18 protein-coding genes are annotated in these 25881 nt (G+C 58.6%); 15 read left to right on the top strand and 3 right to left on the bottom strand.

What is annotated here, in order from left to right; genetic code table 11:
* Positions 1 to 29: 29 nt before the first annotated feature.
* From purM to HWX74_RS04470, 6 genes are all read left to right on the top strand, one after another.
* The gene (gene purM, locus HWX74_RS04495) at positions 30 to 1073 is read left to right on the top strand and encodes a phosphoribosylformylglycinamidine cyclo-ligase (RefSeq protein WP_176012410.1); all 1044 of its coding nucleotides are present in this window, start codon (positions 30 to 32) and stop codon (positions 1071 to 1073) included.
* Between the two features lie 37 nt (positions 1074 to 1110).
* On the top strand, positions 1111 to 3027 hold the full coding sequence (locus HWX74_RS04490) for an AI-2E family transporter (protein WP_176012409.1): 1917 nt from the start codon (positions 1111 to 1113) through the stop codon (positions 3025 to 3027).
* 151 nt (positions 3028 to 3178) lie between these two features.
* A complete protein-coding gene (locus HWX74_RS04485; protein ID WP_176012408.1) occupies positions 3179 to 4006 on the top strand; it encodes an undecaprenyl-diphosphate phosphatase in 828 nt (275 codons plus the stop codon).
* A 14-nt stretch (positions 4007 to 4020) separates the two neighbouring features.
* On the top strand, positions 4021 to 4830 hold the full coding sequence (gene proC, locus HWX74_RS04480; protein ID WP_176012407.1) for a pyrroline-5-carboxylate reductase: 810 nt from the start codon (positions 4021 to 4023) through the stop codon (positions 4828 to 4830).
* Positions 4827 to 5615, top strand: a complete 789-nt coding sequence (locus HWX74_RS04475; protein WP_176012406.1) for a glycosyltransferase family 2 protein — start codon at positions 4827 to 4829, stop codon at positions 5613 to 5615. The genes proC and HWX74_RS04475 overlap by 4 nt, the downstream gene beginning before the upstream one ends.
* Positions 5616 to 5648: 33 nt before the next feature.
* The gene (locus HWX74_RS04470) at positions 5649 to 6692 is read left to right on the top strand and encodes an adenylate/guanylate cyclase domain-containing protein (RefSeq protein ID WP_176012405.1); all 1044 of its coding nucleotides are present in this window, start codon (positions 5649 to 5651) and stop codon (positions 6690 to 6692) included.
* A gap of 79 nt (positions 6693 to 6771) precedes the next feature.
* Here HWX74_RS04470 and ilvC read toward each other — a convergent pair whose 3' ends face one another.
* Positions 6772 to 7752, bottom strand: coding sequence for a ketol-acid reductoisomerase (gene ilvC, locus HWX74_RS04465; RefSeq protein ID WP_176012404.1), 981 nt, complete (start codon positions 7750 to 7752; stop codon positions 6772 to 6774).
* 321 nt (positions 7753 to 8073) lie between these two features.
* Here ilvC and HWX74_RS04460 point away from each other — a divergent pair, with 321 nt between their 5' ends.
* Complete coding sequence (locus tag HWX74_RS04460; RefSeq protein WP_368506815.1) at positions 8074 to 8712, top strand: methyltransferase domain-containing protein; 639 nt, start codon at positions 8074 to 8076, stop codon at positions 8710 to 8712.
* On the opposite strand, the gene HWX74_RS04455 is transcribed toward HWX74_RS04460, so the two are convergent.
* Complete coding sequence (locus HWX74_RS04455; RefSeq protein ID WP_217704849.1) at positions 8658 to 9422, bottom strand: class I SAM-dependent methyltransferase; 765 nt, start codon at positions 9420 to 9422, stop codon at positions 8658 to 8660. The genes HWX74_RS04460 and HWX74_RS04455 overlap by 55 nt on opposite strands.
* Positions 9423 to 9728: 306 nt before the next feature.
* Between HWX74_RS04455 and HWX74_RS04450 the strand changes: the two genes are divergently transcribed.
* From HWX74_RS04450 to HWX74_RS04430, 5 genes are all read left to right on the top strand, one after another.
* Positions 9729 to 10781: a LacI family DNA-binding transcriptional regulator gene (locus tag HWX74_RS04450; RefSeq protein WP_176012402.1), complete on the top strand. Its 1053-nt coding sequence runs from the start codon at positions 9729 to 9731 to the stop codon at positions 10779 to 10781.
* 63 nt (positions 10782 to 10844) lie between these two features.
* Positions 10845 to 11567: a prepilin-type N-terminal cleavage/methylation domain-containing protein gene (locus tag HWX74_RS04445; protein ID WP_176012401.1), complete on the top strand. Its 723-nt coding sequence runs from the start codon at positions 10845 to 10847 to the stop codon at positions 11565 to 11567.
* A gap of 162 nt (positions 11568 to 11729) precedes the next feature.
* Positions 11730 to 14927 (top strand): discoidin domain-containing protein, encoded by a 3198-nt coding sequence (locus HWX74_RS04440; RefSeq protein WP_176012400.1) that lies wholly within the window; start codon positions 11730 to 11732, stop codon positions 14925 to 14927.
* Positions 14928 to 15227: 300 nt separating this feature from the next.
* Positions 15228 to 15956 carry a prepilin-type N-terminal cleavage/methylation domain-containing protein gene (locus tag HWX74_RS04435; protein WP_217704848.1) on the top strand — a complete coding sequence of 243 codons (729 nt, stop codon included), beginning with the start codon at positions 15228 to 15230 and terminating at the stop codon, positions 15954 to 15956.
* A 13-nt stretch (positions 15957 to 15969) separates the two neighbouring features.
* Complete coding sequence (locus tag HWX74_RS04430) at positions 15970 to 18213, top strand: DUF4838 domain-containing protein (protein WP_176012398.1); 2244 nt, start codon at positions 15970 to 15972, stop codon at positions 18211 to 18213.
* Positions 18214 to 18421: 208 nt separating this feature from the next.
* Here HWX74_RS04430 and HWX74_RS04425 read toward each other — a convergent pair whose 3' ends face one another.
* Positions 18422 to 20452, bottom strand: a complete 2031-nt coding sequence (locus HWX74_RS04425; RefSeq protein ID WP_176012397.1) for a DUF4832 domain-containing protein — start codon at positions 20450 to 20452, stop codon at positions 18422 to 18424.
* A 415-nt stretch (positions 20453 to 20867) separates the two neighbouring features.
* Here HWX74_RS04425 and HWX74_RS04420 point away from each other — a divergent pair, with 415 nt between their 5' ends.
* The 3 genes from HWX74_RS04420 (at position 20868) to HWX74_RS04410 (ending at position 25774) form a co-directional block, all read left to right on the top strand.
* On the top strand, positions 20868 to 21593 hold the full coding sequence (locus HWX74_RS04420) for a type II secretion system protein (RefSeq protein WP_176012396.1): 726 nt from the start codon (positions 20868 to 20870) through the stop codon (positions 21591 to 21593).
* Positions 21594 to 21677: 84 nt separating this feature from the next.
* Entirely contained in the window at positions 21678 to 24536 is a 2859-nt protein-coding gene (locus HWX74_RS04415; RefSeq protein WP_176012395.1) for a glycoside hydrolase domain-containing protein, read from the top strand.
* 89 nt (positions 24537 to 24625) lie between these two features.
* A complete protein-coding gene (locus HWX74_RS04410) occupies positions 24626 to 25774 on the top strand; it encodes a Gfo/Idh/MocA family protein (protein ID WP_176012394.1) in 1149 nt (382 codons plus the stop codon).
* Positions 25775 to 25881 lie beyond the last annotated feature (107 nt).

The raw sequence follows: 25881 nt of genomic DNA, 5'->3' as shown, positions 1-25881 counted from the left end.
AACCCTGTAAACCATAAGGATATTGGAAATTGGCTACCACGGTAAAAAGCGACCTCTATAAGTCCGCCGGTGTGGATATCGACTTGGCGCATAGCTTGCTCGATCGGGTGAAAGAAAGAATTGCGGCGACGCGGCGGCCGGAGATGCTGGCGCCGATCGGCGGGTTCGGCGGCCTGTTTCAGTTGGATCTGTCCAGATACCGTCAGCCGGTTTTGGTCTCCAGTGTGGATGGCGTCGGAACCAAGTTGATGATCGCCATGCAGATGAATAAGTTCGACACGGTGGGATACGATATTGTCAACCATTGCATTGACGACATTGCCGTGCAGGGGGCGGAGCCGATTTATTTCATGGACTATATCGGTATCGGCAAATTGCGCAGCCCGCTGTACGAAGAGGTGCTTTTCGGCATCGCCGAAGCCTGCAAAGCGGCCGGTTGCGCGGTGCTGGGCGGCGAAACGGCGGAAATGCCCGGCATGTACGGCGATGATTTCGATCTGGTCGGTATGATTACCGGCATCGTTGAAAAAGACAAACTGATCACCGGCGAAAAGATCCGGCCGGGCTATGCGGCGATCGGTTTGAAATCTGCCGGATTGCACACCAACGGTTTCAGCCTGGCGCGTAAAATTCTGTTCGATCAGTGCAAATATACGGTACATACTTATCTGGATCGTCTGGGCGAAACGGTCGGCGAAGCGTTGCTGCGGCCGCATATCTGCTATTGGCCGGCAATTCGGCAGGCGTTGGCGGCGGGGTTGCATCTGGACGGCATCGCCCATATTACCGGCGGCGGGCTTTACGACAATGTCCCGCGGATTTTGCCCGCCGACGTCGATGTGGTGTTCGACCGCAGCGCGATCAGCACGCCGCCGATCTTCAAGCTGCTGGTGGAAGCCGGTCAGGTTGATGAGGTGGAGGCGTTCCGGGTCTTCAATATGGGGGTCGGTATGGTTTGGTTCCTGCCGCAGGACGATGTGGCGCCCGCCCTGAAGATCTGCCGTGATTGCGGCTTTACCGCCGAGGTGGTCGGTGAAGTAATCAAAGGCGATTGCCGGGTGACGATCAACTAGCCGCGGCGCTCGGCGCGCCGCGAAGCGGGGGCAGTGGATGAGTTTGAAGGATTGGCAGAAGCCGTTGAATTGGACCAGGGACTTGCTGGATAAGCCGTTCAGCCGCGCTTTTGTCAGATTGAACGGCGTGTTGCAGTTGCACGATCCCGGCGTTACTTACAGCGACCGGGTGGTGATTGCGCTGATGAAAATGGTGCTGCTCAAAAACGGCCGGTTGAACGAGCAGGCATTGGATGCCTTTCACAGCGTATTGATTCGCGACTATTCCGAAAGCGAAGTGGCCGAGTATGTTGCCGCACTCAAGAGTTGCGCGCCGGTGGAACCGGAAGCGGCGTTGCTGGTGTTGGGCGATTTCTCGGTGGAGCAGCAGCGGCAGATCATCGAAGTGTTGATCATGTTGTCGCTCTGTTCCGGCGAATATACCGAGTCGAAGCAGGAGTTCATCCGTTCGCTGGCCGACGGCATGCCGAAGGGCGCCATCGATTTCGACGCGGTCAACCAGGAGGTTTCCCGGGAATACCATCGCCGCCGCAATCTGGTGAAGTCGGGGGCCGGCGTGCTGATTGCGGTGATCGTCATCGTCGTGTTCATCATGATGGCCACCTGGTTGAAATCGGTGTTGTTCGGGACGATCCTGGCCTATATCTTTCTGCCGATGGAGAAATATTTCGAGCGGAAGCTGGGGGAGGAAAAAAGCTTTATCCACCGCTTTTTCAAGGCGCCGGACGCCGTTACCCGGCCGTTGAAACGATTTGCCGGCCGGCTCCGCAATCAGGAAGAGAGCCGTTTATCCGCGGACGAGGTGGCTCAGAAAAAGCGGCAGGCGCTGATTTCACGGGCGACGACGCTGACGGTGACGACTTTCATCGTCATGGTGGTGGTAATTATTTTCGCATTTACCTGGATATCCGGCAATTATGTGGCCGGGCTGGGCTCTTCGGTGAAGAAGTGGGCGCGGGAGAAGGCGCCGCCGCCGGCGATGGTCAATACGCCGGAGGAACAGCCGGACGCGCCGTTGGCGGTGAAATACGATGCCGCCGAAGTGCAGCAGGAGGAAAACGCGGCGCCGGAAGTGACCTTGCCGGCGATGGAACATCTGCCGCCGGTGATCGTCAAACTGGCCAATGACCTCAACCAGGACTTGAATAACCTGAAAGTTCGCTTTCAACGGCTGCCGCTGGTCAGTTGGGGGATTGAAGAGTTGGCAAAATTGCTGCAGAATCCCGAAGCGCAGCAGCAGATTATCAAAACGCTGCTGGAGAAATCGGGCGGTTTTCTGTCGTTTACCGCTTCGCTGTTGGGCAAATTGGTCAATCTGGTGCTGGACCTGCTGCTGACGGTATTTTTCTTCTCGCTGATTCTGAATAAATTGGCGTTGTTTGCCGCCAACAGTTCGACCCGGGCGCGCAGTGATTACCTGGTACGTACCGTTTTCAACGGCAAATGGCTGCCCGGCGCGACGGAAGAGTCGCTGGCGGAGGGCGAACGCATCATCTCCGAAGTGATCAACAAGCTGCGGATCTGGCTGCGCGGTTATCTGCTGTTGATGATCATCGATTTGGCGGTTTATACAACGACGTTCATCTTGCTGGATGTTCCCTATCCGTTCGTGCTCGGCGCGATTGCCGCCTGCGGTATTTTGCTGCCGTACATCGGCCCGGTGGCCAGCGCGTTGTTGACGCTGTTGGTGACGCTGGCGGTCGGCGGAGCCGAGGTGTCCGGCTTGCAACTGGCCGGTATCGTCGGCATTTACCTGTTGGAAAATGGCTTGATCGAACAATTTTTTCTTTATCCGGCGATCATTGGCGAATCATTGGGGCTGACGACATTGGAAACCATTATCGTCGTGTTGCTCGGCGGTTATTTCGCCGGCATTACCGGCATGATTTTTGCCATGCCGACCGCGGCGGTCCTGAAGTATCTGGTTCCGCAGATTTACAATTGCTGGAAATAGCTTTGATTCCGCTGAGGCGGGAAGGCCGGATTCCGGCCTGATAATTGTTCAATTACTTCCCATGTCCGGTTGCGGGGAAGTCCATTCGGGTGTAAATTGTCGTCATTGGTCAACTTTTTTGGAAATCATTGTCACCGGAGTTATTTGGGGTATGGAAGGTTTACAGGTTTTTTTGCTTGCCGTCGTTCAGGGGATTGCTGAATTTCTGCCGATCAGCTCATCCGGTCATCTGGCGGTACTGGGGCAGGTGTTCGGCTTCGACCCGGAAAGCAATGTACGGCTCAATGTGATTCTGCACGCCGGCACGTTGCTGGCTATTCTGATTTTTTATTTTCATACGCTGTGGAATATCCTGGTCAACAAGTCGCAATGGCGGATCATCGGGCTGGTGGTCGTCGGCTCCATTCCGGCGGCGGTGATCGGCCTGGGAATCAAGAAAACCGGCTTGGATATGCAGTTGTTCAACAACTTGTTGACGCCGGGCATCGGTTTCCTGCTGACCGCCCTGATGCTGCAGTTCGCGATGCAGCGCAAAGTGAATGCGGAGAACGGCCTCGCACTGGAGCGGATGAATTTCAAACAGGCGTTGGGCATCGGGGTGGCGCAGGGCATTGCGATCGTGCCGGGCATTTCGCGTTCCGGTTCGACGATTGCGGCGGCGCTGCGTTGCCGGATCACACCGGCGGACAGTGCGAAATTTTCATTTCTGCTGGCCATTCCGGCGATTGGCGGAGCGGCGCTGCTCGATTTGCTGGAGGCCCTGAAGGCAGGGCCGGACGCGACGGCTTCGGACGGTTCGATCGCTCTTTGGATGTTGGTGATGGGGTTTGTCGTGTCGGCCGTGGTGGGATTTTTCGCATTGAAAATTTTGTTGAAATTGTTGCAGCGCGGTAAATTGCAGTGGTTTTCCTGGTATTTGTATTGCGTCGGCGTCTTGGTGTTGCTCTATTGGGCTTACTGCAATTGGTTCCGCCGCTAAAGGAGTGAAAGAATATGCTCAATCGAATTTTGTTTATCGGCGCCGGCCGGATGGCGACGGCCATTGCCGGCGGCATGGCGGCCGGTGATTTCAATCTCGATACTGTCACCGCTTTCGATATCTCCGAAGCGGCGGCGGAACGCTTTGCCGCGGCGACCGGCATCCGGGCGCTCGGCAAAGATGGCCTGGACGGCCTGATCAAAGCATCCGGAACGGTGATTCTGGCGGTGAAGCCGCAGTATTTAAAGACGGCGCTGGAGGGCAAAAAAGCGTTGTTGGCGGATAAACTGATTCTGTCGATCGTGGCCGGCGTCAAACTTGCCCGGTTGGAAGAGCTGACCGGCAGCTCCCGCATTGCCCGGGTGATGCCGAACACGCCGGCTTTGGTCGGCGCCGGCGCCAGCGCCTATGCGATGCCCGGCATCCGGGAGCCGGAGGAGCGGCAGTTGGTGCGCCGCATTCTGGAAGCGGTCGGTGTGGCGGTGGAAATTCCGGAGGCGTTGTTCGATGCGGTTACCGCGTTGAGCGGTTCCGGGCCGGCTTACGTGTTGGAAATGATTCAGGCGCTGGCCGACGGCGGGGTACTGCTGGGGTTGCCGCGCGAGCTGGCGTTGGCGCTGGCGGCGCAGACCGTCGCCGGCACGGCTCGGCTGGTGCAGAAAACCGGGGAACATCCGTCGGTGCTGCGCGACCAGGTGACCTCGCCCGGCGGGACGACGGCGCAGGCGCTGTTGGCGCTGGAAACGGGAGCGTTCAAGGGAACGCTGCTCAAGGCGATGACAGCGGCGGCCGAACGTTCGGCGGAACTGGGTAAGAGCAAATGACGCCGCCGGCCGACCTCCGGGAGCCGGTGGAGCTCGCCGGTCAATTGAGCGTCGTCATTCCGGTCTATAATGAAGAGGCGACGATCGAACAGTTGGTCAATCTGGTGCTGGCCCGGCCGGAACCGGGTGAATTGATCATCGTCAATGACGCGTCGAAAGACCGCAGTTGGGAGCGTCTTCAGGCTTTTCGGGCGAACCCGCGGGTGAAACTGTTCAATCAGGAAGTCAACCAGGGGAAAGGGGCGGCGGTGATTCGCGGTTTTTCCGAAGCGACGAAACCTTATGTGCTGATTCAGGATGCCGATTTCGAATATTCGCCGGAGGATTATCCGACGGTGCTGGCGCCGCTGGCGGCTGGGAAAGCCGATGTCGTTTACGGTTCCCGGTTCATGGGGACACCGGGAATGGTTCGTTATTTCCGGCATGAGATGGGCAATAAGGTATTGACTTTTTTCTCGAATCTGTGTTCGGATATCCATCTGTCGGATATGGAAACCTGCTACAAAGCCTTCCGGCGGGAGGTGATTCAGAACCTGAAGCTCGACTCGCAACGGTTCGGCATCGAGGTGGAGATGACCGCCAAACTGGCGAAATGCCGCTGTCTGCGCATCTGGGAAGTGCCGATTTCGTACAATCCCCGCCGTTATGATGAGGGGAAGAAAATCACCTGGAAGGACGGGATTGCCGCTTTGTGGCATATTTTCAAATACAATTGTCTGGCCAACCGGGAGTTGTTTTACAAGCGGCCGTGGAGTGAAGTGCTCGGAGAGGAGCGCGCCGGTTAACCGGCTGCCGGGGAGTCGCGGGAAGGGAGGAGTATGGACATCTTGATTTTTGGCGTTATCCTGCTGTTGCTGGCCGGCGTCTGCTGGCTGGGATTCCGGTTCCGGGCCGAACTGGTTCGTCGGTTTCGGGTGCCGGAAACCGCGGATGAGCGGCCGCTGACCCGGCAGGAGTTGTTGAGCAAGACGCTGCCGCTGATCGAAGAAAAAGAGAAGGCGCTGAAAGAGGTCGGCAAGCTCAGTCTGGAGAAGCGCCACCTGGAGGAGGCCAACAAGGATTTGACGACGATCAAGGACGAGCTCGACGAGCAGAACAGTAAATTGATCGAATCCAACCTCAATCTGCTGGAACTCAAGGAGGAGCTCGACGAACAGAAATACAAGTTGGCCGAAGCCAATTTGAAGATGCTGGAATTGACCGAGAAATTACGGGATGAGCAGGAGAAATCGAATCGGCTGCTGCACAATATTCTGCCGGACCGGGTGATCCGGGATTTGAATGAAAAGGGACATTGCGAGCCGGAATGTTTCGAACAGGTGACCGTGTTCTTTTCGGATATCGTCAATTTCACTTCGATCAGCAGCCGGTTGGCGCCGCAGGTGGTCATCGCCGAACTCAACGATATTTTTACGGAATTCGACCGTGTTTTTACGGCCAACCATTGTGAGCGGATCAAGACCATCGGCGATGCCTATCTGAGTGTTTCCGGCATGCCGGAGCCGGATCCGCAGCACTGGAGGAATGTCCTGAACGCGGCGCTGGAGGCGATGGCTTATCTGGAAAAACGCAACCGGCAGCCGGGCAAGTTGAATTGGCGGATGCGGATGGGCGTCCATACCGGCGCGGTGGTGGGCGGCATCGTCGGCGTGGAAAAATATATTTACGATGTTTTCGGCGATGCGATCAATACGGCGGCCAGGATGGAAACCAATTCCGAGCCGATGCGCATCAACGTCTCCGAAACGACCTGGCAACTGGCCGATGGACAATTCCGTTTTCAGGCCCGTCCGGCAGTCAATGTGAAGGGCAAGGGACGGATGAATATGTATTTCCTCGAAAGCAAGCTGCCGGTTGGGTGAATTTCGCCGCCGATGAAACGATAAAGCTCCGGTCGGTTGACCGGAGCTTTTTTGCTGTTGCCGGCGGGAAGATGCCGTTTCATTTCTTTTCGAACATCTTGCGGGTTTCGGCGCCGACGATTTCGGCCGGGTGTTGGCCGGGCGCTTCGCGTTTGGCTTTGAGCGTTTTGGCGCCGCTGCGGGCTTCCGCCAGCCACTCTCTGGCGAACGTGCCGTTTTCGATGCGCTTCAACGACTCTTTCATGCGTTCTTTGACATCCGGCGGCAGGATGAACGGGCCATTGTAGTATTCGCCCCATTCCGCCGTGTTGGAGATGACCGCATTCATCTTCTGGATGCCGCCTTCATAGATCAGATCGACGATCAGTTTCGCTTCGTGGATGCACTCGAAATAGGCCATTTCCGGCGGATAACCCGCCTCGATCAGCGTTTCGAAGCCGTATTTCATCAGGTCGACCATACCGCCGCACAGCACGTTCTGTTCGCCGAAGAGGTCTTCGTAGGTCTCCTGTTCCATCGTGCATTTGAGCACGCCGGCGCGGGTCAGGCCCTCCGCCTTGGCCAGAGCCAACGCGATATCCCAGGCTTTGCCGGAGTAATCCTGTTTGACGGCGATCAGGCCCGGCACGCCGAAGCCTTCGACAAACCGCTTGCGCTCTTCGGTCCCAGGGCTTTTCGGCGCAATCATGATGACATCGACGTCTTTCGGCGGAATGATCTCCTTGAAAACGAAATTGAAACCGTGCGAGCAGGAGAGCACGTCGCCGGCTTTGAGTTTGTCGGCAATTTCCTCCTTGTAAACCGGGCCGTGATTTTCATCCGGCAACAACAGGTGGATGATGTCGCCGAGAGCGGCGGCTTCACTGACGCTGACCACCTTGAAACCGTCCTGCACGGCCGCGTCGAACGATTTGCCCGGACGGACGCCGATGATGACGTTCAAACCGGAGTCGCGCATGCAAAGCGCCTGGGCGCGGCCTTGGGCGCCGTAGCCGATGACCGCGACGGTCTTGCCATTCAAGATGCCGAGATCGGCATCACTGTCATGAAGAATCTGCATAATAACCTTTGCTCCTTTATGGACCGTCCTGGCGACGGTTCGGGTTGTTGCCGGGAAGAAAACGGCGATTGGATTCGACCGCTTTCATCATTCCATTCAATATACCAAAATATCGGAAGGTTTTCAAGTTGCAACAGGGATAAAGACCGGTGAAATAAAAAATTAGTATTTAAACTTTGATCTGCCAAAAGTTGTCAAACTGTGAAAACCATTGTAATACTGACTTTTTCGCCTATTAAGGCATTTGAAATCGCAGTGATTTTTGATTTGGAAAGCGTCGGAAATGCCGGCGCTTGTCAGGTTTTGCTTCGTCCGTAAACAATCGTCGACATCGGCTGCGGTCCTGGCAACAGCACCAAGGTGTTGCGGGATATTTTCTCCGATGCCAATATTCTCGGTATTGATAACTCGCCGAATATGATCGAAAAAGCCAAAGCCGAGCAACCCGATATAAACTTCCGTCTGTGCGATGCCATGTCTCTTGACGGAAAGTACGATCTTCTGTTTTCTAACGCCTGCCTGCAATGGATACCCGACCACGCTACGCTTATCCCTGCATTTATGGATAGATTGAATGACGGCGGCATGCTTGCAGTACAAGTTCCCATGAACGGTGACGAACCGTTGTTCCGCTTGATACGAGAGGTGGCAGACGAGCCCAAATGGGGATTGGCAGGAGTGCCGCTTCAGCCAAACGAAGTATTGATGCCGGCCGAATACTACAATATCCTTTCCCGCTGTTCCTCCGCTTTTGAGGGGGGGATATTTCCAACCAGCCAAAATGCAGAACCATACCGGCCGGCGGCCGGACTCCGTCGGGCATCCGCTGCCGACGGGCGAAGAAATTCCGCCGCGCCCGCGGCGAGTTTTCTGAAAATCGTTTCCAGCGGCCGGGCTGGAAACGATCAGACGGTTTTGCGGGCGACGATGAGGAAACGATGCTCGGTGCTTTCCAGATAGCCGTCGCGTTCGACGATTTGCTGCAGTTGGCAAAGCGTGTCGAAACATCTTTCAACCGAAAAACCGGGAAATTCCCAACTGACGATTTTGGCCAGATAGACCAGCGCGCCGATGTCGTGGAACCGCAGATAAGGGAAATATTCATCCTGCTCAAGCAGTTCGAAACCACTTTCCCGCAGTCTGCCGGCATTGCTTTTCAAGTCGTGCCTGTCCGGCAGGATGCCTTTGAAGCCGGGAATCAACCGTTCGGAAAGCCGGTGGTTGTTGAGTCCGCCGACCTGCTGGGTGATGAAGAGACCGTTGGGCTTCAGCAGCCGGTGGACCTCCGGAGTGGCGAACGATTCATGGCGGTTGATGATCAAATCGAAACTGTGGTCGGCGAACGGCAGTTCATAGTCGCTGGTTACCGCCCGCACTTCGATACCCAGCGGTGCCAGGCGGTGCCGGCAGAGTGCCAGATTGGGGGGATACGCTTCAGTAACCGCCGTCCTGGCGTAAGGGTGGCGCAGCTTGAGCAATAATTCACCGCCGCCGGTGCCCATGTCCAGCAGTTGATCGGCCGGCCGGCGATAGTGGTTGACGACCGCGATATAATCCCACGGCAGCGGTTCTTCGGTCTGCCGGCCTTCGAGTGCTGAAAAATCCCAGCCCTCGAATTCACGTTGTTCCTCGGCCAGCCAGGCCGCTTTCCATTGTTCGAAATTCAGCATGATTCTGGACTCCTTGATTTTCGCCGGCCTGCCGTCCGTTCAAAAAAACGACGGTGCCGGCGCCTCTCCTCATCGGCATCAATGTAGTCGGCTCCGCGAATTTTGTCAAGACCGTAAAAGGCGGCGAAAAGGTGAAAAAATTTCTTTTACAGCCGAAAAACAGCCGAAAAACCGACAAATGTTGAAAAAAGTTTTGCCGGGGTGTTGACTTTTGAAACTTTTTTTGCTATACTTAATTCATACGAATGAATCAGCCTGAATTGGTGATGCTGGATTAATTCATACGTATAAATAAAAAGGATTGCAATGACGATGACCAAAACGCGGATTACGCAGAAGGAATTGGCCCGGCTGGCGAATGTGTCGCAAAGCATGGTATCGCTGGTGCTGAACCATTCCGGCAAGCAGATCCAGGAGGAGACCCGGGAGCGGATTCTGGCGCTGGCGGAACGTTACAATTATCAGGCCAACCCGCTGGCCCGCCAGTTGCGCAACGGCCAGAGTGAATTCGTCAATATCGTTTCATCCGGCGCGTTGTCGTTTTTTATTCCGGATTTGATTCAGTTGCTGGAAACGGAATTGAGCCGGCGCGGCTACCGGACGATGCTGTCTCACCTCGACGCGCTGCGCCCGGATTGCCTGGACGCGGTGCGCTCGATGATGGCGTTCGATTTTTCCGGCACGATTGTGCTGGATCACTTTATCGAGCCTTCGCGTCGCAATCCGTGGGAGATTGCCGAATTGTTCAATGAGTACGACAATGTTATTTTCTTCATCGAGCCGCCCGGCGTCGCCGGCTGTACGGCGTTGGGCGTCGATTACGGTTCCGGTGTCTGTGAGGCGGTTCGGCATTTGGTGTTGCGCGGTTGCCGGAAGATCGGTATTGCCTTGAACGATATGAATTCGCTGGCGATGACCGGACGGCTGGATGGTTACCGGGCCGGTCTGCAGCAGAGCAATTTACCGTTTCTGCCGGAGTTGTGCTGGGTGGCGGAGGACCACGGTTTGACCGGTCTGGCCGGAATGGTCAGGCCGCAGTTGGCGGAAATGATTTGTCGGCATTTGTATTTCGAACAGAAATGCGATGCGATTATCGCTTCCAACGACGAGTGGGCGATCGGCATTATCAAGGCGTTGAGGCGCAGCGGCTGTCGGGTGCCGGAGGATGTCGCGGTGATCGGCTACGACAATATCGCCATCCTCTGCCAGTGCAGCGAACCGGAGCTGTCCAGCATTGATATGAATACGCAGCATTTGGCGGAGGCGCTGATTGAACTGCTGATGAATAAAGTGAAAGGAAAGTCCGCCGCTCCGGGCAGAAAAGTGAAAACCCGGCTGGTGGTCAGGGCCTCTTCTTGATTTTTACCATAAAGTGGAATCGTTTCAAACAAAATGAAAACAACAATCGAAAGGAGATTGACAATGAAAAAAAGATTCACATTAATTGAACTGCTGGTTGTAATTGCGATCATAGCTATTCTTGCCAGTATGCTGCTGCCGGCGCTCGCCAAGGCCAAGGGGTCGGCGCAAGCGGTGAAGTGCAAAAGCAACTTGAAACAGATCGGCCTGGGACTGGTCATGTATGCCGGCGACTACAGCGACTACATGCCGCCGGCAGATACCGGTTATGACGGCCTGGGAGTGAAATGGTACAGTATTGCCTCCAGCTATTTCGGATTTGAGCGGACCATCTACACCTTTGATGAACCGTATGCTCCGGTGCTCAGTTGTCCGTCGCAGGGCTTCAATAAATCGAATCGACTGTCGGTGGGGTACTCAATGGGCTTCGGTTACGGCGGCGTCTGGGGCACGACCCCGACGAAATTGACGCAGGTAAAAACGCCGAGCGACTCGATCCTGGCCGGCGACGGCTGTATCGCCGCCTATGATGATGCCGAACCGATGTTTACGCAGCCGGGCGATGCATTTCAGGCGGTCTATAACGCAGACAAGGCGGAAGATATCGTCGACGCAGCCTGGGATGACCACTATCAGGACCGCGGCGGCAACTGGTACGATGCCGATCGCGGCTGGCCGATTTTCTCCCGCCACAACCAAAGCGCCAATTTCGCTTTTGCCGACGGGCATGCGGAGGTGATCAAAAAGGGAACACTGCGTTACAAGAACGCTTATACCAGATTCTGAAATCATCGGAAATATTTTCTCCCGGCTTTTCCTGCCGGGAGAAAAGCTGTATAGTATGAAAAACGGGTATTGTCCGCCGGCCTGCCGTGGGAAAAATGCAGGGCTTGCGGCTTGAAGGCTAAAAAATTGGATTCTTCCTTTATGAATGTTTGTAATTTAATCATGACAGGTGTTTTATGGCTGGGGAGCCACTGCCTGGCGGCGGCGGTGCCGATGGTGGAAAATATGCCGGATTTTCTGCCGGTGGCGCGAAACCGGTCGGCGGCCTTTTATTATCCGCCGGTCGGTGACGAGGACGTGAAGTGGTTCAGCAATTTCAAAGTTTTCGTGCCGGGCAGGCTTGAGCCGTCGGCCAATGAGTTTCTGAACCGTTACGGGGTTAAACTGGTATTCTACGACTGGGCGACCGGTTTTTACGATCACAACGCCGAATATGCGGCAGTGGCGGCGGAGATCCTGAACCACCATCCGGATTGGGTGCTCAATCCCGGCAATCCGGGGCCCAATCACATGGCGCCGGAACGGCTGGAAGCCTACTATTACGATATGGCGGTTCCGGAGCTGCGGCAACTGCGGATCGACCTCCTGAGCGAGAAATTGCGGGCCAAACAGTACAACGGCGTCTTTTTCGACTGCACCGGTTTCGGTTCGGTCTGGGAGACCGGCAAGTGGCTGTGCCGCAGCGAATTCGAGCGGCGTCACCCGGATCTGGATTATGACGATGAAGCCAGGAAGTTTTATCGGGGCCTGGCGGCCGCCAATCCGGGTTGCATCATTTTTCTCAACCAGAGTTATCACCAGGCTGAAAAAATCTATTCGGTTGCCGATTACGATTTGACCGAATCGCTGATGGTGACCCAGCATGACGGACCGGTCGTCGAAGTGTTCGTCGAAGGTGAGGGAGTGGTCAAGTCGCGGGAAACCAATTACCGGCCGGTGGCGGAGATCATCAGCCATTGCGAAAATTTCAACCGGCTGCGGGCGCAGTACAATCCGGAACTCGTCATCACCCACCTGAATTACATGTGCCCCTTTCTGGAGCCGACCGGGGAGAAAACCGGTTCCGAACTGATGCCGCAGGCGGTTTACCGCCGGACGATGGACCGCCAGGCGATTCATTTCGCCCAGGCGGTGACCGCGCTGGTCGGCCAGCAGCAGTACACCAACGGTGATGGCACGCCGCACCTGTTCCAGGCCGATCCGGTCTACCTGCTGGACTTGGGCGAGCCGTCCGGCGAATACCGCCGGGTCGGTCAATGCCTGGTGCGCAATTTCGCCAACGGTTTTGTCGTCGTCAATCCGGAACACAGCGCCGTCAACCTGCCGCTGCGGGAACTGCTGCCCGACCGCCCGGATCGTTTGTACAAAATTTACGACGCTTTCAACGAGGCGATGCTGCCGGATGAACTGGAAACCCTGACCATTCCGGCCGGCTACTATCCGGCTTCCCGGCGGCACACCCCGTCCGGGCGGCTGTTCTTTTTCGTCTGTTCCGACCGATTCGCTTCCGGCGACCGGGTGGCCGACGAGTTGGCTTTCGCCCGGACGGTTCTGGAAAATAGCCGGAAATTGCCGGCGGATGTTCCGAAAGAGGCGGTTCGCAGGCTGGAGCAGCTGCTGGACAGTTGGTCGGCGTTGCGGCAGGCGGCAACGCCGTCCGCTGGCGCTTACCGGGCTTTTGCCGATGCTTTGATAAAAGTTTATCGGCAGCTTGAAGCCTGGCCGGTGACGTATGCCTGGCAGCGGGAAGGCGGCCGGGCGCTGGGGCGGGCCGCCGATCGCCTGGCGGAAGCGATCGCGGAACGTTTTGGCGTCGAGTGGCAGGTGACGGCCGGCGCGGAGGATGGTGAATGGCTGGTCTCTGCCGTCCCGTCCGGAGCGGCGGCGGCGGAAGTGACGGAGGAAACGGCTTATATCGTCGAACTGGTTGAACCGTTGACACCGGAGGCGGAGCAACCGTCCCGGCTGACCGGCCGCTTTGCCGGCAGCCTTGCCGGATTGGATCGCGTCCTGCTGGCCGGTTCGGTTACGGTGAACGGCGTCCGGCTCCCGCTGTTGCGGACGGTGGCGGTCGATTTGGAACCGCCGGTGGCGGTCCGGCCCCGCCAGCCGGTCATTTTCGCGCCGTCAGGGACGGTCGATACTGTGGTCGAAGTCGTCAACCGGACCGGCCGGGAGCTGGCTTTCCGCCCGGAATGGCAGTTGCCGGCCGGCTGGCAACTGCAAGCTCCGGCGACGCTGGCCATCCCGCCGGCCGGCCTGGCCGAATATCCGGTAACGCTGACTTTGCCGCCGGACGCTCCGCTGGGGGATTATCGTTTGCAGTTGACCGGGGCGCTGCGCGGGGGCGCGGTCGATCAAGCGGTGGCGGAGGAAGTGATCGTCCGCCGAATTCCGCAGCTGATGATTCGTTTTGCCGGGGAACCGGTGACGTGCGACGGCGAGGCGGCCGAAACAGTCTGGCGGCGGGTGCCGGCGGTACAGTTCGGCGAAGCGGCCGGCGGCGCCGGCCGGACGACGGTGCGGTGCGCTTATGATGACGCTTATTTCTATTGCCTGCTGCAGTGTGAACGCCCGGAGCGGCCGTATCGGGAAACGGTTGCGGAGCAGGACGGCCCGGTCTGGGAGGATGACGGCATCGAGATCGAGCTGGATTGCAGCAATATGCGCAGCGGCGGCTATCGCTGTGTCGTCAATACGGCCGGGGTGGTTTATCAGGATAACGTGCCGGGCAACACCGGTTTGCGGCCGCGGATCGGTGTTCGGAAGCATGCCGGCGGCTATGATGTCGAAGTCGGAATTCCCTACCAGGCTCTGGCGGTGATGGGCCGGCCGGTCGACGGTTCGGCCTGGGCGCTCAATTTCCGCCGGCGGGAACAGGAAGAGGGAAAAGAAAAATATTCCGATTGGAGCGGCCGCGATGAGCCGGCCAGCTGGGGACAGGGAATCTTCAGTCCCGCGTTGAAACGCGACGGCTGGCAGGCGGCGGCCTCCAGGCGCGACGACGTTGCCGGTAATCTGCTGGACGGCCGGACGGAGACGCGCTGGGACAGCGGAGCCTTGCAGGAGCGCGGCATGGAGGTCGTCATCGATCTAGGCGCGCCGCAGACCTTCAACGCGGTCCGGCTGCTGATCGACGATGTCGGCGATACCCCGGCTTGTACCGAAGTCGCTATTTCGGCGGATGGCCAAACCTACCGGGCGGTCGGCGAATTGCGGAAAGACGACTCCGGCAGCCGGTATCAGTATTGCCGTCTGCCGGACGAGGTGACGGCGCGTCTGGTCAAGCTGACGCTGGCGGAACCGACTTCAGAACAGCGCTGGTGGAGCATCAACGAATTCGATCTCTTGCAGTATTGACCCGGCCGGTGCCGAAACACCGCTTCCGTTTTGACGTGCCCCCGAAAGTTTGTCCAACTTCCGGGGGCACTTTTTTAGGTCAAAACCGGCCTTTGCCGGGTGCCGGGGCCCTGGAGGGGGAAATAAAAATATGAAAAAAAAACAGGCGGGGGGATTGACTCTTGTCGAATAATTTGGTATTATTCTTACATGGGATCGGAAATCCGGATGATGAACAAACGATTCCAGCCCGCCCGAAGGCGGGGAAACTGCAGTTTCAAAAAACGATTCGACCGCCAAATGAAATGGAGTACAGGAAAAATGAAGTTAAAGAATTTTACATTGATTGAATTGCTGGTAGTTATTGCTATTATTGCGATACTTGCCAGCATGCTGCTGCCGGCGCTCGGCAAAGCCAAGCAGAAAGCGTTGGCCGTCAAATGTACCAGCAACTTGAAACAGGTCGGGCTGGGCGCCCAACTTTATGCCAACGATTACAACGACACCATACTGCTGTATTATTACGGAACCGGCAGTGCCTATGATATTCCGTGGGCGCTGGCGCTGGCCGACAACGACAAGCTCGACACCGCCACCTATCTGGACCGGCATGTGGTCTCCTGTCCGGGCATCACGAATGTTTCGCCGGATATCGAGCATTACTGGATCTGGCCGTGGCGGACTTACGGTTATCTCTGCATGCCGGGCGGGGGGAACTACTATGACAATCACAAGGAGGAATGGGGGGATTTCATGGTCAGCCCGGATTACACCCGGCAGTTTTTCATCCTGTCGAAGATGAAGGCGCCGACCGAGATTCCGGTCTTTGCCGATACGATGACCACCGCCGGAGCGTATGCCGGTTATGATTTTTACCGTTTCCTGCCGGAGGCTTTTACCGAAAATTCCGGGATCAGCATGAATCACGGCAATTCCGGCAACGTCGCATTCGGCGACGGTCATGTCGCGGCGCAGACGGTCGGCGAGCTCCGCGAGCGGGATTTCACCCATATCATCTCCGGCGGCGTCGGCCGGGAATATGCCAATTGAACGGAACGCGGGCATGAGAGTTATCGCGATGTTTTCGCTTCTGTTGCTGACGGCCGAGGCGGTACCGGCGATGACGCCGCTGATCGAAAACGGCCGGAGCGATTATCGGATCGTCGTTGCGCCGGATGCCGTTCCGGCGGAACGGACCGCCGCCGGGGAACTGCAGCATTTTCTAGCTGAAATCAGCGGCGTCGAGCTGCCGATCGTCGCCGGGGCCGACGGCCCGGCCATCTACGTCGGCCAATCGAAGGAAACCGCCGTGGCGCTCGGCGTCGCCGATTGGCGAACATTGAAGCCGGATGAAATCCGGTTGAAGACGGTCGGCGACAGCCTCTATCTGGCCGGTGACCGGCCGCGCGGGACGCTGTATGCGGTTTATGAGCTGCTGGAAACCCGGTTCGGCGTTCGTTTCTGGACGGCGGAGGCGACCGATGTCCCGAAGCGGGAGCTGCTTGAGCTGCCGCAGCTGGATGAACGCTCCGTCCCGGCGTTTGCGGTCCGCTCGGCGGGGTATGATCTGGCGTACCGGACGCCGGCATTCACGGCCCGTCTCCGCTGCAACGGCACCGGCGGTTTTCCCGAGTGGGGCGGCGGCGTCCGGCTGCTCGGCGGCGTTCACACCTTCAGCGACACCCAGCCGCTGATGCCGGCCGGCAAATATTACGAACGTCATCCGGAATGGTTTGCCGAGCGGAACGGCAGGCGGTTGAATTTGCATTACCAGCTCTGTTTGACCAATCCGGAATTGCGCCGGGAGTTGACCGCGAATGTGCTGCAATGGCTGCGCTCCGACGGTGACGGCTGCCGTTATGTTTCGGTTTCGCAGAATGACAACCTCAATTTCTGCCAGTGCGCAAGGTGCGCCGCCTGGGTGGCCGTCCGCGGCAACCAGGCCGACCTGCTGCTCGATGCGGTCAATGAGGTGGCCGCGGCGGTGGCAAAGGAGTTTCCCGGCGTGCTGGTCGAAACGCTCGGCTACCAATATACCCGGACGCCGCCGGAAACCGTCCGGCCGCTGGACAATGTCATCGTCCGGTATTGTACGATCGAAGCGAGGAGTTTTCAGCCGCTGACTGCCGGCGCCAACCGGGCGTTGGTCGAAGATTTGACCGGCTGGCATCGGGCTGCCCGGCAGTTGATGATCTGGAACTATGTCACCGATTTTGCCAAATATTACCAGCCGCATCCGAATTGGCATACCATCGCGGCGGACCTGCGGCTGTTCCGCGATTGCGGGGCGGTCGATATTTACGAACAGGGCGCCTGGAACGGCGGCGGCCGGATTGCCGACCTCGGCGATCTGCGGGTCTGGCTGCTCGGCAAGCTGTTGTGGAATCCCGACCGCGATACCGATGCCCTGATCGATGAGTTTGTCGCCGGCTACTACGGACCGGCGGCCGGTGCTGTCCGCAACTACCTCGATTCGATGCTGGCGGCGCTCGAACGTCATCCGGAGACGCAGGCCGATTGCTATGCCAAATCGACGGCGGAGTGGCTGGATGGCGCGACATTGCTGCAGGCGTGGCGGACGATGGCGGCGGCCTGCCGGCAGTTTCAGGACGATCCGGTTTACGGCGCCCGGGTGGCGGCGGCGGCCGTTCCGGCCGGTTGCGCGCTGCTGGAGCGGCCGGAACTGTTCGACGGAACGGAACTCGATTATCGCGAGGTGCTGGCGGCGACGCTGGAGAATATCCGGCTTGCCGGTGTGGATCGGCTCAACGAGGGCGGCCTGACGCCGGAACATTGGGCCGAGCAATTGGAATGGCGGTTTCAACTGCGCAGCGGTCAGCCGTTGGCCGATGACGGTCCGGCGCCGGCGGTGGCGGCCGGTAGACCGTATCATGCCTGGGCGGTCGGCCGGATTGCCGATCTGTACGCCTTGAACCGGGAACTGTTCCGGACGGCGGATCCCGCCGCCAGCCTGGGGTATGCGGTTCGGATGCCGAACACCCACAATGATTGGTACGTTCAGAGTTTCGACTGGCCCGAGGGCGAATTCGAGCTTTACGTCGAGGTCCGCTGCGACAGCGATCAACCGTCCGGCGACGCGATCCGGATTGGAACCTACGACTGGAATGCCCGGCTGGAAAATTCGAAGGATTTTCCGGCCGGAACGATAGCCGGTCCAACTTATCGAGCGGTCGAATTCGGGCCGGTGAAATTGCAGAAGGGGATGTGCATTTTCATCGCCCCGGTCGTCAATCCGGCGGTGAAGAATATCTGGATCGACCGGCTGATCCTGCTGCCGAGGCGGTGAACGGTCATTGCCGGCCGTTCACCGAAAAAGCCGAGACAGGTTTTCCGGACCTAAAAAAGCTACCGCTCCGGGGCGTACCCGGACGCGGTTCAGCAGGCGGAATCCGCTGGCCGCCCATGTCCAACGGGCGAAATTTTTTTTAGCGCCGGCAATTCCGCCGCTAAGTGCAAGCCCTCCGGGCGATCAGCAATTCCGCCGCGTGAACCGGTTATTTCGGCGTCACGGTCAATCTGCCGAAGGTATGGATGCCGGTGGCCGGATCGTATTCGAGATCGCCGTTGGCGAACCGGAGCATGAAATTGCCGTCGTCGCGCAGATTTTGCGATTCGTCCGGCAACCGCAGTCCCAAACCGTATTCGCCCGGCGGCAGATCATCCGGCACCGGGATCCGGATCGCGGCCCGGTACCGGAGCGGCGTAAAGGCCGGATCGTCCGGCGCGAACGGCTGCCAGCGGCGGATGTCGACCGGCGTCGGCAGGGCGTAAAATTCGCCGTTGTCCTGCTGCAGCGTCACATACAAAGTCCGTGGGTTGATCGGCACGGCGAAACCGCGGTTGATGACGTCGAGGTCCAGCTCCAGCGTGCCGCCGGCCGCCAGACGGCTGCGGTATGCCGCCGACTGCAGTTCCAGCCGGTAGCCGAGATGGTCGCGCAGGTATTCGAGCACGGTCCGTTCGGCCGGCGAACCGTCCGAGTTCCGGAAATAGCGATCGGAAATCGGCAACTGCCGCCGCAGCAGCGAATCCGGCGACAACGGCGTCCGCCGCCAGCGGTCGAAAGTCCACTCCTGACCGCTGCTGCCGGCTTCCGCGTTGCTGTGGATGTAACCCAGACTGGTGTAATGGTGCAGCCGCAGGCGTTCCAGCGCCCACAGCGCCGGCACCATGCCGCCGAAATTGTCGCAGAACAGTTCGCCGTCGACGGCGACGAAAGCCGATTCGCGCGTCATCATATCGAATTCCGGATTGCCCGGATTGCCGAAATAAGGCGGTTCGGTCCAGGTGCCCCCTTCGGTCGGATCGGCACCGAAACCGTCGTTGGCGAACCCGGTGCGGCTGCGCAATGAACCGTCGAACCCGGTGGCGGCGGTGACGAACCGGTAGTCGGCCCAGGCCGGCTGGCCGAACACCGTCCGCTTGTAGGACGGTACCCGCAGTTGGGTCATCCGGTTCTCCGGCAGCAATTCGGTGCCGAACGCGGTGAAGATCCGCCGTTTGGCGGCGTTGTCCTGGTCCAGGCCCTGCGCGGAAGTATGCCATTCGCCGTACGCGCCGATGAAACCGGCCTGCAGGACATAGATGACGTCGGCGTAATTCGCCACCACTTCCCGCAATTGCCGCATATGCTGCAGGATGTGCGCCTGGTCTGGACCGGCGCCGTGTTCCAGGTGCGAGCGTTCATAAGCGAACCGCAGCAGCAGTTTGACGCCGGCGGCGCGGAATCCCGCCAGATCGCGCCGCAGCGCGGCCAGTTTCGATTCCGGCAGCGGCCGGTCATAATAATCGGTCAGCCAGCAGTAAGCCTGCAGCAGCGTCGTTTGCGGATAACGGGTCAGCCAGCCCAGCTCCGCCGGTCGGGGCCGCGGTCGGCCGGGGGCGGGGAGTTCGCCGCAGTAAGTCATCGTCCGCAAGCCGCGCTCCGGATTGCGCAGGCCGTCCCGTCCCTCCGGCTCATCGGCGTAAAAGCCGCGGAATTCCCGGCGCGTCAGCGGTTCGCCGGGCGGTTCGGGGCGGCCCGGCGGCGGCACCGGCACCGGCGCTTTGATTTCCGGAAACGGCGGCGGCGCGATTTCCCAGCTCAGCGTTTCCCTGCCCGGATCTGCCGGTACGGACTCGGCGCCGATCATCGCCACCGCCCGGACGGTGGTTTCCCGCTTCAGCAGGTAACGGTCGTCCGGCACCGTGATGGTCAATATCCGGCCATCGAACCGAACCGGCAGCTCCATGCCGTTGCCCCAGTCCCCCGATTCCAGCGTTTCGCCCCACCACCAGCGGGCGACGCCGTTTCGGATCTGGAGGTCGGCGCCGCATTGCCAGTCGTTGTCCGGTCCGCGCCAGCCGCTGGGACGCCAGTCGTCGTTGTCGATGTAGAGCGCAATATCCCCGGCTTGACAATCCCGGCCGGCATCTATGCTGATTTCAATGCAGCCGGGACGATCCTGCAGCGAAACGGCGGCCGGTTCTCCGGCGAAGGACAGCATGGCCGCCGGCATGATCAGACAGAGAAATGGAAAGTTCATCTCATCGGTCTCCTGGTTTTTCTTTTGATTTGGATGGAGCGCATATCATATCAGAATAAATGATATCGGGCATTTTTCAAGGCGCGGAAGCAAAAAAATGCAAAATTGGTATCTATGGTATATATTGATGCGGCCGGAAAAGATTTTTTCCGCAAATAAATCGATTATATGGCGGTTGGGGGATTGACAAAGCGATATTTTTTTGCTATACTTTTCCTGATGGCATCTCGTATATGGTATATCTGGATATTTTATCGAAGAAATCAATTAGAAATCGATTAGGGGGATTGACAAAGCGACATTTTTTTGCTAATATTCAAATAACGCCATATGGAAATGCTATTGGTATGTATGGTATATTTTAAAAAAGTTCCCGACAGTACAATCGTTGAAACCGAAAAAACAGGAGAAGAAAATGAAAAAAACAGCTTTCACACTGATTGAACTCCTCGTCGTGATTGCCATTATTGCGATACTCGCCAGCATGCTGCTGCCGGCGTTGGGCAAAGCGAAATCCAAGGCACTGTCGATCAAATGCATCGGCAATATGAAGCAGCTCGGCACCGTCCAGCAGTTGTATGCGCTCGACTATGACGATTATGCGATGGAGGCCTACCCGTATGTCGATGCTTTGAAGATTTCGCGTTACTGGCCCACTTACCTGAATCGGGAGTACGGCATTGCCGGCGAGGTGTTCCTCTGTCCATCTGCCAGCGGTCACGAATGGGAGCCTGATTTGCGTAGTCCGAATGTCAGCATTGGGCACAATGTTCGCACCTGGGGCATTTCCTGCGACGGCCCCCGCCCCCCGGTCAAGCTTACTTCGATGTTGTCGCTGGGGGCCGAATACGGTTCAACGCCGATTTTCTTCGCCGATTCCGTACCCGGTGATGCGCCCGGCGCCGGCTGGACCAACATTGATTGCGCGATCGTCGGCGTCGATTTGACCAGCTATGGTTTTTCCGGTCCCGGTTATGCCGGCAACGGCTGGAACCTGATCGGCGTCCGTCACGAGGACCGTTTCAATGTTTCCAATATGGACGGCAGCGCCCGCGCCTGGCGGCCGATTGAGATGGTCACGAAAGACAATCTGTACAAGTATTTCCGGCCCTATTATTCCGGCGGCAAATACCTGTACTGATATAAAGACCGAGCTTTTGTCCGGTCCCGCTTCCGGGCCGGACAGTGTGGTGTCTTACACTTCCTAATCTGGAGAATTATCGCTATGCGCTTTTTCCGTACTATCTTCCCGACGGCCTTGTTGCTGTGCGGTGCCTTTTCGGCCGGCGCCGGCGGCTACCGGTTCATTGACGGCAGTCCGGCTGAGCTGCCGGGCAAGTTGCTGTCGAACAATCCGACGTTTCTGAATGAAAACGCCGTGACGACCGGTCTGGAATACCGTTTCGAAGGAGTGCAACCGAAGTTGTCGCCGGCGGCCAAACCGGAACGGCTGCTGAATGACGGTTATATGTATGAATACGAATACATCCGGATTCCGGCCGCCGCCGAAACGCCCGGGATGCGGATCGTTTTCGACTTCAAACAGCAATGTACCTTTACCGAGGTCGATCTCTGCGCGACGGTCGATACGGTGACCGGTGTCTGCATCTGTCCGGTCGAATTGCCGAAAGTGAAGGTGAAACTGCTGGTCAGCGACGATGGCAGCCGCTACCGGGAAATTCCGACCGAACACCCCTATGCGATCGGCGATTTCAACCGCGATCAGCATGTGCTGCGTATCCCGTTTGCGGCGGTTCAGGGCCGCTATCTGGCCGTCGTCAATGCCGGGCGTGATTTCGGGGTCAATGAGGTGTATGTCTGGGGCGACGCCGAGCCGGTCGAGCCGGCGGTCGACGGGGTTCCGCCGGAGTTGCAGCAGGCCGCCGCCGGCGTGCCGTTCGTCAAGCTCGACCGGACGCCGGATATTGATGGCGTGCCGCCCGAACCGGAATTGCTGGAGCGGATGGTGCCGCTGGCTTTCACCGGGCTCGGCAGAATCGAACAGGCCGATCCGCTGACCCGCGGCTACCTGGCCCGGACGCCGGATGGTTTGTACGTGCTGCTCGAGTGTGAAGAACCGGAGCTGGAGCGCGCCATGATCTACCACCCCGGCGGTGAACATGCCTGGGGCGACAACGCCGTCGAATGCTTCCTGGCGGTCGGTAACCGGGAACGCTATTATCATTTTGCGCTCAATTCCGACGGCAAATTCCGTGACGACTATTGCCGCATCATCGATCCGACCGTCGACGGCCGGCCGTTTTCGGTCCGCCATGCGGTGCGGAAACTCGGCGACCGTTTCTACGTCGAACTGCTGCTGCCGGTCCAGGGCCTCTGCGCCGCCGGCAAGGTCGACCTGACTGAATTTTATTTCGCATTGTTCCGGGAACGGATCATCCGCACCGCCGACGGCGGCAGCGTCGACGTTGCCCGGACGACTTTTCCGGCCATCGCCAACAATTCACCGCACACGCCGGCGTTGTTCGCCCGGCTTGAAGCCGACCGGTCGGTGCCGGCCGCCGCCGCATTGCAGGTCCTGACCGGCTTGGCGGATTCCAATTACAGCGCTGAAGAATTTGCCGAATGGCAGAAACGGCTCGGCGACCGGGCCGGCCGACTGCTGGCCGCCCCGTTGCCGGCCGACTTTTCCGGCGCCGATGCCCGGCTGGCGGCGATTGAAGCGGCCGACCGGCTGCCGGAAATGCGAATGGCGCGCAACGAACAGGAGAATTGCGGCGTATTGCTCGTCAACTCCGATGCCGCCGCCGGCCGCCGGGAAACGGTCGCGCTGAGCGCCTTCTTCGATGCCGCCGGCAACGAAGTCGATACCGTTCGCGGTGAACTTCTGGCCGTCGGCAATATAATGACCCGGCGCGGCACCCGGCCGCAGGCGCTGTTTTCCGCCGACAACATTCTGGCGGAAGGCTTCATGCGGAAATTTCTGCTCAACGGCCGCAATATCGCCCATTTCCCCGAACTGGTGTTCGCCCCCGGCGGCGGTGAGGCGGTTGTCGTCAAGGTCAACAGCTTCGGCGCGTCACCCGGCCGTTACCGCGCAATGCTGCGCTGCGGTGAAGCGGCGGCGGAACTGCCCGTCGAAGTCGTCGACGTCACGCTGGAAGCGCCGGAGAAACAGTTCGTCAACAACTGGGCCAATTTCAGCAACCCGGCGTTCCCGTTCTATCCCGAGGAATATTACGCCAACGAGCTTGCTTACCGCCGGGCGGGCGGCCTGAATGTCCAATGGCTCGATCCGGTCGACAATCCGCTCGGCCGCGAAGCGGCCAGGGACGTTCGCAATTTCTTTATCGTCTCCAGCTTGCCGCAGAAATATCTGCACCGGCTGTACGGCAACGGCATCCATCCGGAAGATGTCACCGATGAAATGCGCAGCGAAGTGCTCGATTTCGTCGGCCAGTTGAAAGCGCGGCTGGCCGCCGCCGGGGTGACGCCGGAGCGGTTCGCCATCGAATTCTGGGATGAACCGGGCCTCAAGGAAGCGACGCTGGTGATGGGGGAATTCGCCCGGATGATCAAAGCGCATGATCCGGAAATTCAAATCTGGTGCAATCCGTTGTGTTACAATCCGCTCGGCTTCCCGGACGATGATGAGGTGCTGCCGTTCTACGGGGCGTGGTACAACCGCTATGTTGACTATTCGCAGCCGATCCAGGGATTGTATTTCCGCAATCCGGGCCGGCATCCGTTGTGGGATGCGCCGCGCAGAATCAACGCCTATTACGTGCATCCGTGTCCGGGCCGCGACATGCCGCGCCGCGCTTTTCTGGCCGGCCTCGACGGCTATGGCTATTACGCCTGGAATGCCAGCCGCTGCGACCCCTGGAACGATTTCGACGGCGGCGAGTTCGACTATCAGGTGGTCTATCCCGGCGCTTCCGGCCCGGTGCCGACCTTTGAATCCGAGGCGATGCGGGAAGGCTGGGAGGATTTCATTATGCTCAAACAACTGGCGCAATATCAGCCGGAACTGGCCGAACGCCTGGCCGATGAAGCACTGTCGTATCGCCAGCGCCGCGAACGGTTGCTCGACGCGCTGGCGGCGGAAGCCGCCGACCGGCCGTGACCGGTTGGGGAGCGATCCTGCTGAAAAATCGAAAAGAGCTCCGGAACCGGAGCTCTGATTGCTTATTATCCAAAAAATGGAGGAAAATCATGCCGGAAACTGGAATCGCGGTGCTTGGAGCGGGTGGCCGCGGTAAACTTTTGACCTCTCATCTGCTGGCCTGCGGCCCGGATATCAAGGTTAAATCGGTGTTCGAACCGTGCTCCGATACCCTGCGGCGGACTTTGGCCGACTGGCCGCCGCAGCATCCCCGGATTTGCCGGAATTATCAGGAAGCCATTGAGACGCCCGGCGTCGACTGGGTGCTGGTGGCGTCGCCGAACGCGTTCCACAAGGAGGAGATTGTCGCGGCGTTCGACTGCGGCAAGGATGTCTTCTCCGAGAAACCGCTGGCGATCAACATTCCGGATTGCCTGGCCATCGACGAGGCCTACCGCCGCAGCGGCCGGCGGTTCGGCATCGGCTTCGTGCTGCGTTATGCGCCGCTCTACCGGCGGGCCAAAGAACTGCTGGCGGCCGGAGAAATCGGCGATATCATCAGCATCAGCGGCAGCGAAAATATCGCGCCTGCCCATGGATCGTATATGGTACGCTCCTGGCGGCGGTTCGCCGACATCGGCGGGCCGCATGTCCTGGAAAAATGCTGCCACGACCTGGATTTGCTGAACTGGTTCATCGGCGATTTGCCGGCCAGAGTTGCGGCGTTCGGCGGCTTGAATTTCTTTACCGACAAATATAAGTCCCTGATGGGAAAATACCATCGGTCCAACGGGGTGGATGTTTTCGTCAACGAGTGGGAAGTGGAGCAGGGCATTGAAATCAAATCGCCGTTTGAAATCAGGAAGGATTTGATGGACAATCTGGTCTCCATCCTCGAATACCGCAACGGCGTGCGGGTGCAGTTCCAGACCACCATGTCCAACGCGTTGCCGGAGCGCCGGATGTACATTTCCGGCACCGAAGGGACGATGGTTGTCGAGGCCTATACTTCCAAGCTGCTGGTCAAGCGGTTGGATGAGGAGGGCTTCCGGCAGATGAATTTTGCCGGCGAGGGCCACAACGGCGGCGATCAGGCCACCGTCGACGACTGGTACCGGGCCATCGTCGAGCAGCGGCCGCCAGCCTGTTCCGGCGCCAGCGGCGTGGACAGTTCGATCATCGCCCTGGCGCTCGATCAGGCCTGCCGTGAAAAGCGCATTGTCGACCTGGAGCCGATCTGGCGGGGGCTGGGACGCTGATGCCGCCGGGATATCGGCGGCCGCCCCGTCGCGCTTTTTTCGGGGCCGGCGGTTGCAAAAAACTGCGGTGAAGGATATATTCTTTCATAAAGTATATTATCTGAGGA

Origin of the sequence: Victivallis sp. Marseille-Q1083, assembly GCF_903645315.1 — a bacterium.
In the GTDB taxonomy this organism is placed as follows: domain Bacteria; phylum Verrucomicrobiota; class Lentisphaeria; order Victivallales; family Victivallaceae; genus UMGS1518.
The sequence above is the reverse complement of the archived record's forward strand: the minus strand, read 5'-3'. Positions and strand labels throughout refer to the sequence as shown.

Bases quoted from the DNA above. Each gene is read 5' to 3' on its own strand.
- HWX74_RS04475 (WP_176012406.1), top strand. From the start codon at position 4,827: ATGACGCCGCCGGCCGACCTCCGGGAGCCGGTGGAGCTCGCCGGTCAA.
- proC (WP_176012407.1), top strand. From the start codon at position 4,021: ATGCTCAATCGAATTTTGTTTATCGGCGCCGGCCGGATGGCGACGGCC.
- HWX74_RS04435 (WP_217704848.1), top strand. From the start codon at position 15,228: ATGAAGTTAAAGAATTTTACATTGATTGAATTGCTGGTAGTTATTGCT.
- HWX74_RS04415 (WP_176012395.1), top strand. From the start codon at position 21,678: ATGCGCTTTTTCCGTACTATCTTCCCGACGGCCTTGTTGCTGTGCGGT.
- ilvC (WP_176012404.1), bottom strand. From the start codon at position 7,752: ATGCAGATTCTTCATGACAGTGATGCCGATCTCGGCATCTTGAATGGC.
- HWX74_RS04440 (WP_176012400.1), top strand. From the start codon at position 11,730: ATGACAGGTGTTTTATGGCTGGGGAGCCACTGCCTGGCGGCGGCGGTG.
- HWX74_RS04490 (WP_176012409.1), top strand. From the start codon at position 1,111: ATGAGTTTGAAGGATTGGCAGAAGCCGTTGAATTGGACCAGGGACTTG.
- HWX74_RS04425 (WP_176012397.1), bottom strand. From the start codon at position 20,452: ATGAACTTTCCATTTCTCTGTCTGATCATGCCGGCGGCCATGCTGTCC.
- HWX74_RS04410 (WP_176012394.1), top strand. From the start codon at position 24,626: ATGCCGGAAACTGGAATCGCGGTGCTTGGAGCGGGTGGCCGCGGTAAA.
- HWX74_RS04455 (WP_217704849.1), bottom strand. From the start codon at position 9,422: ATGCTGAATTTCGAACAATGGAAAGCGGCCTGGCTGGCCGAGGAACAA.
- HWX74_RS04485 (WP_176012408.1), top strand. From the start codon at position 3,179: ATGGAAGGTTTACAGGTTTTTTTGCTTGCCGTCGTTCAGGGGATTGCT.
- HWX74_RS04430 (WP_176012398.1), top strand. From the start codon at position 15,970: ATGAGAGTTATCGCGATGTTTTCGCTTCTGTTGCTGACGGCCGAGGCG.
- HWX74_RS04450 (WP_176012402.1), top strand. From the start codon at position 9,729: ATGACGATGACCAAAACGCGGATTACGCAGAAGGAATTGGCCCGGCTG.
- HWX74_RS04445 (WP_176012401.1), top strand. From the start codon at position 10,845: ATGAAAAAAAGATTCACATTAATTGAACTGCTGGTTGTAATTGCGATC.
- HWX74_RS04470 (WP_176012405.1), top strand. From the start codon at position 5,649: ATGGACATCTTGATTTTTGGCGTTATCCTGCTGTTGCTGGCCGGCGTC.
- HWX74_RS04420 (WP_176012396.1), top strand. From the start codon at position 20,868: ATGAAAAAAACAGCTTTCACACTGATTGAACTCCTCGTCGTGATTGCC.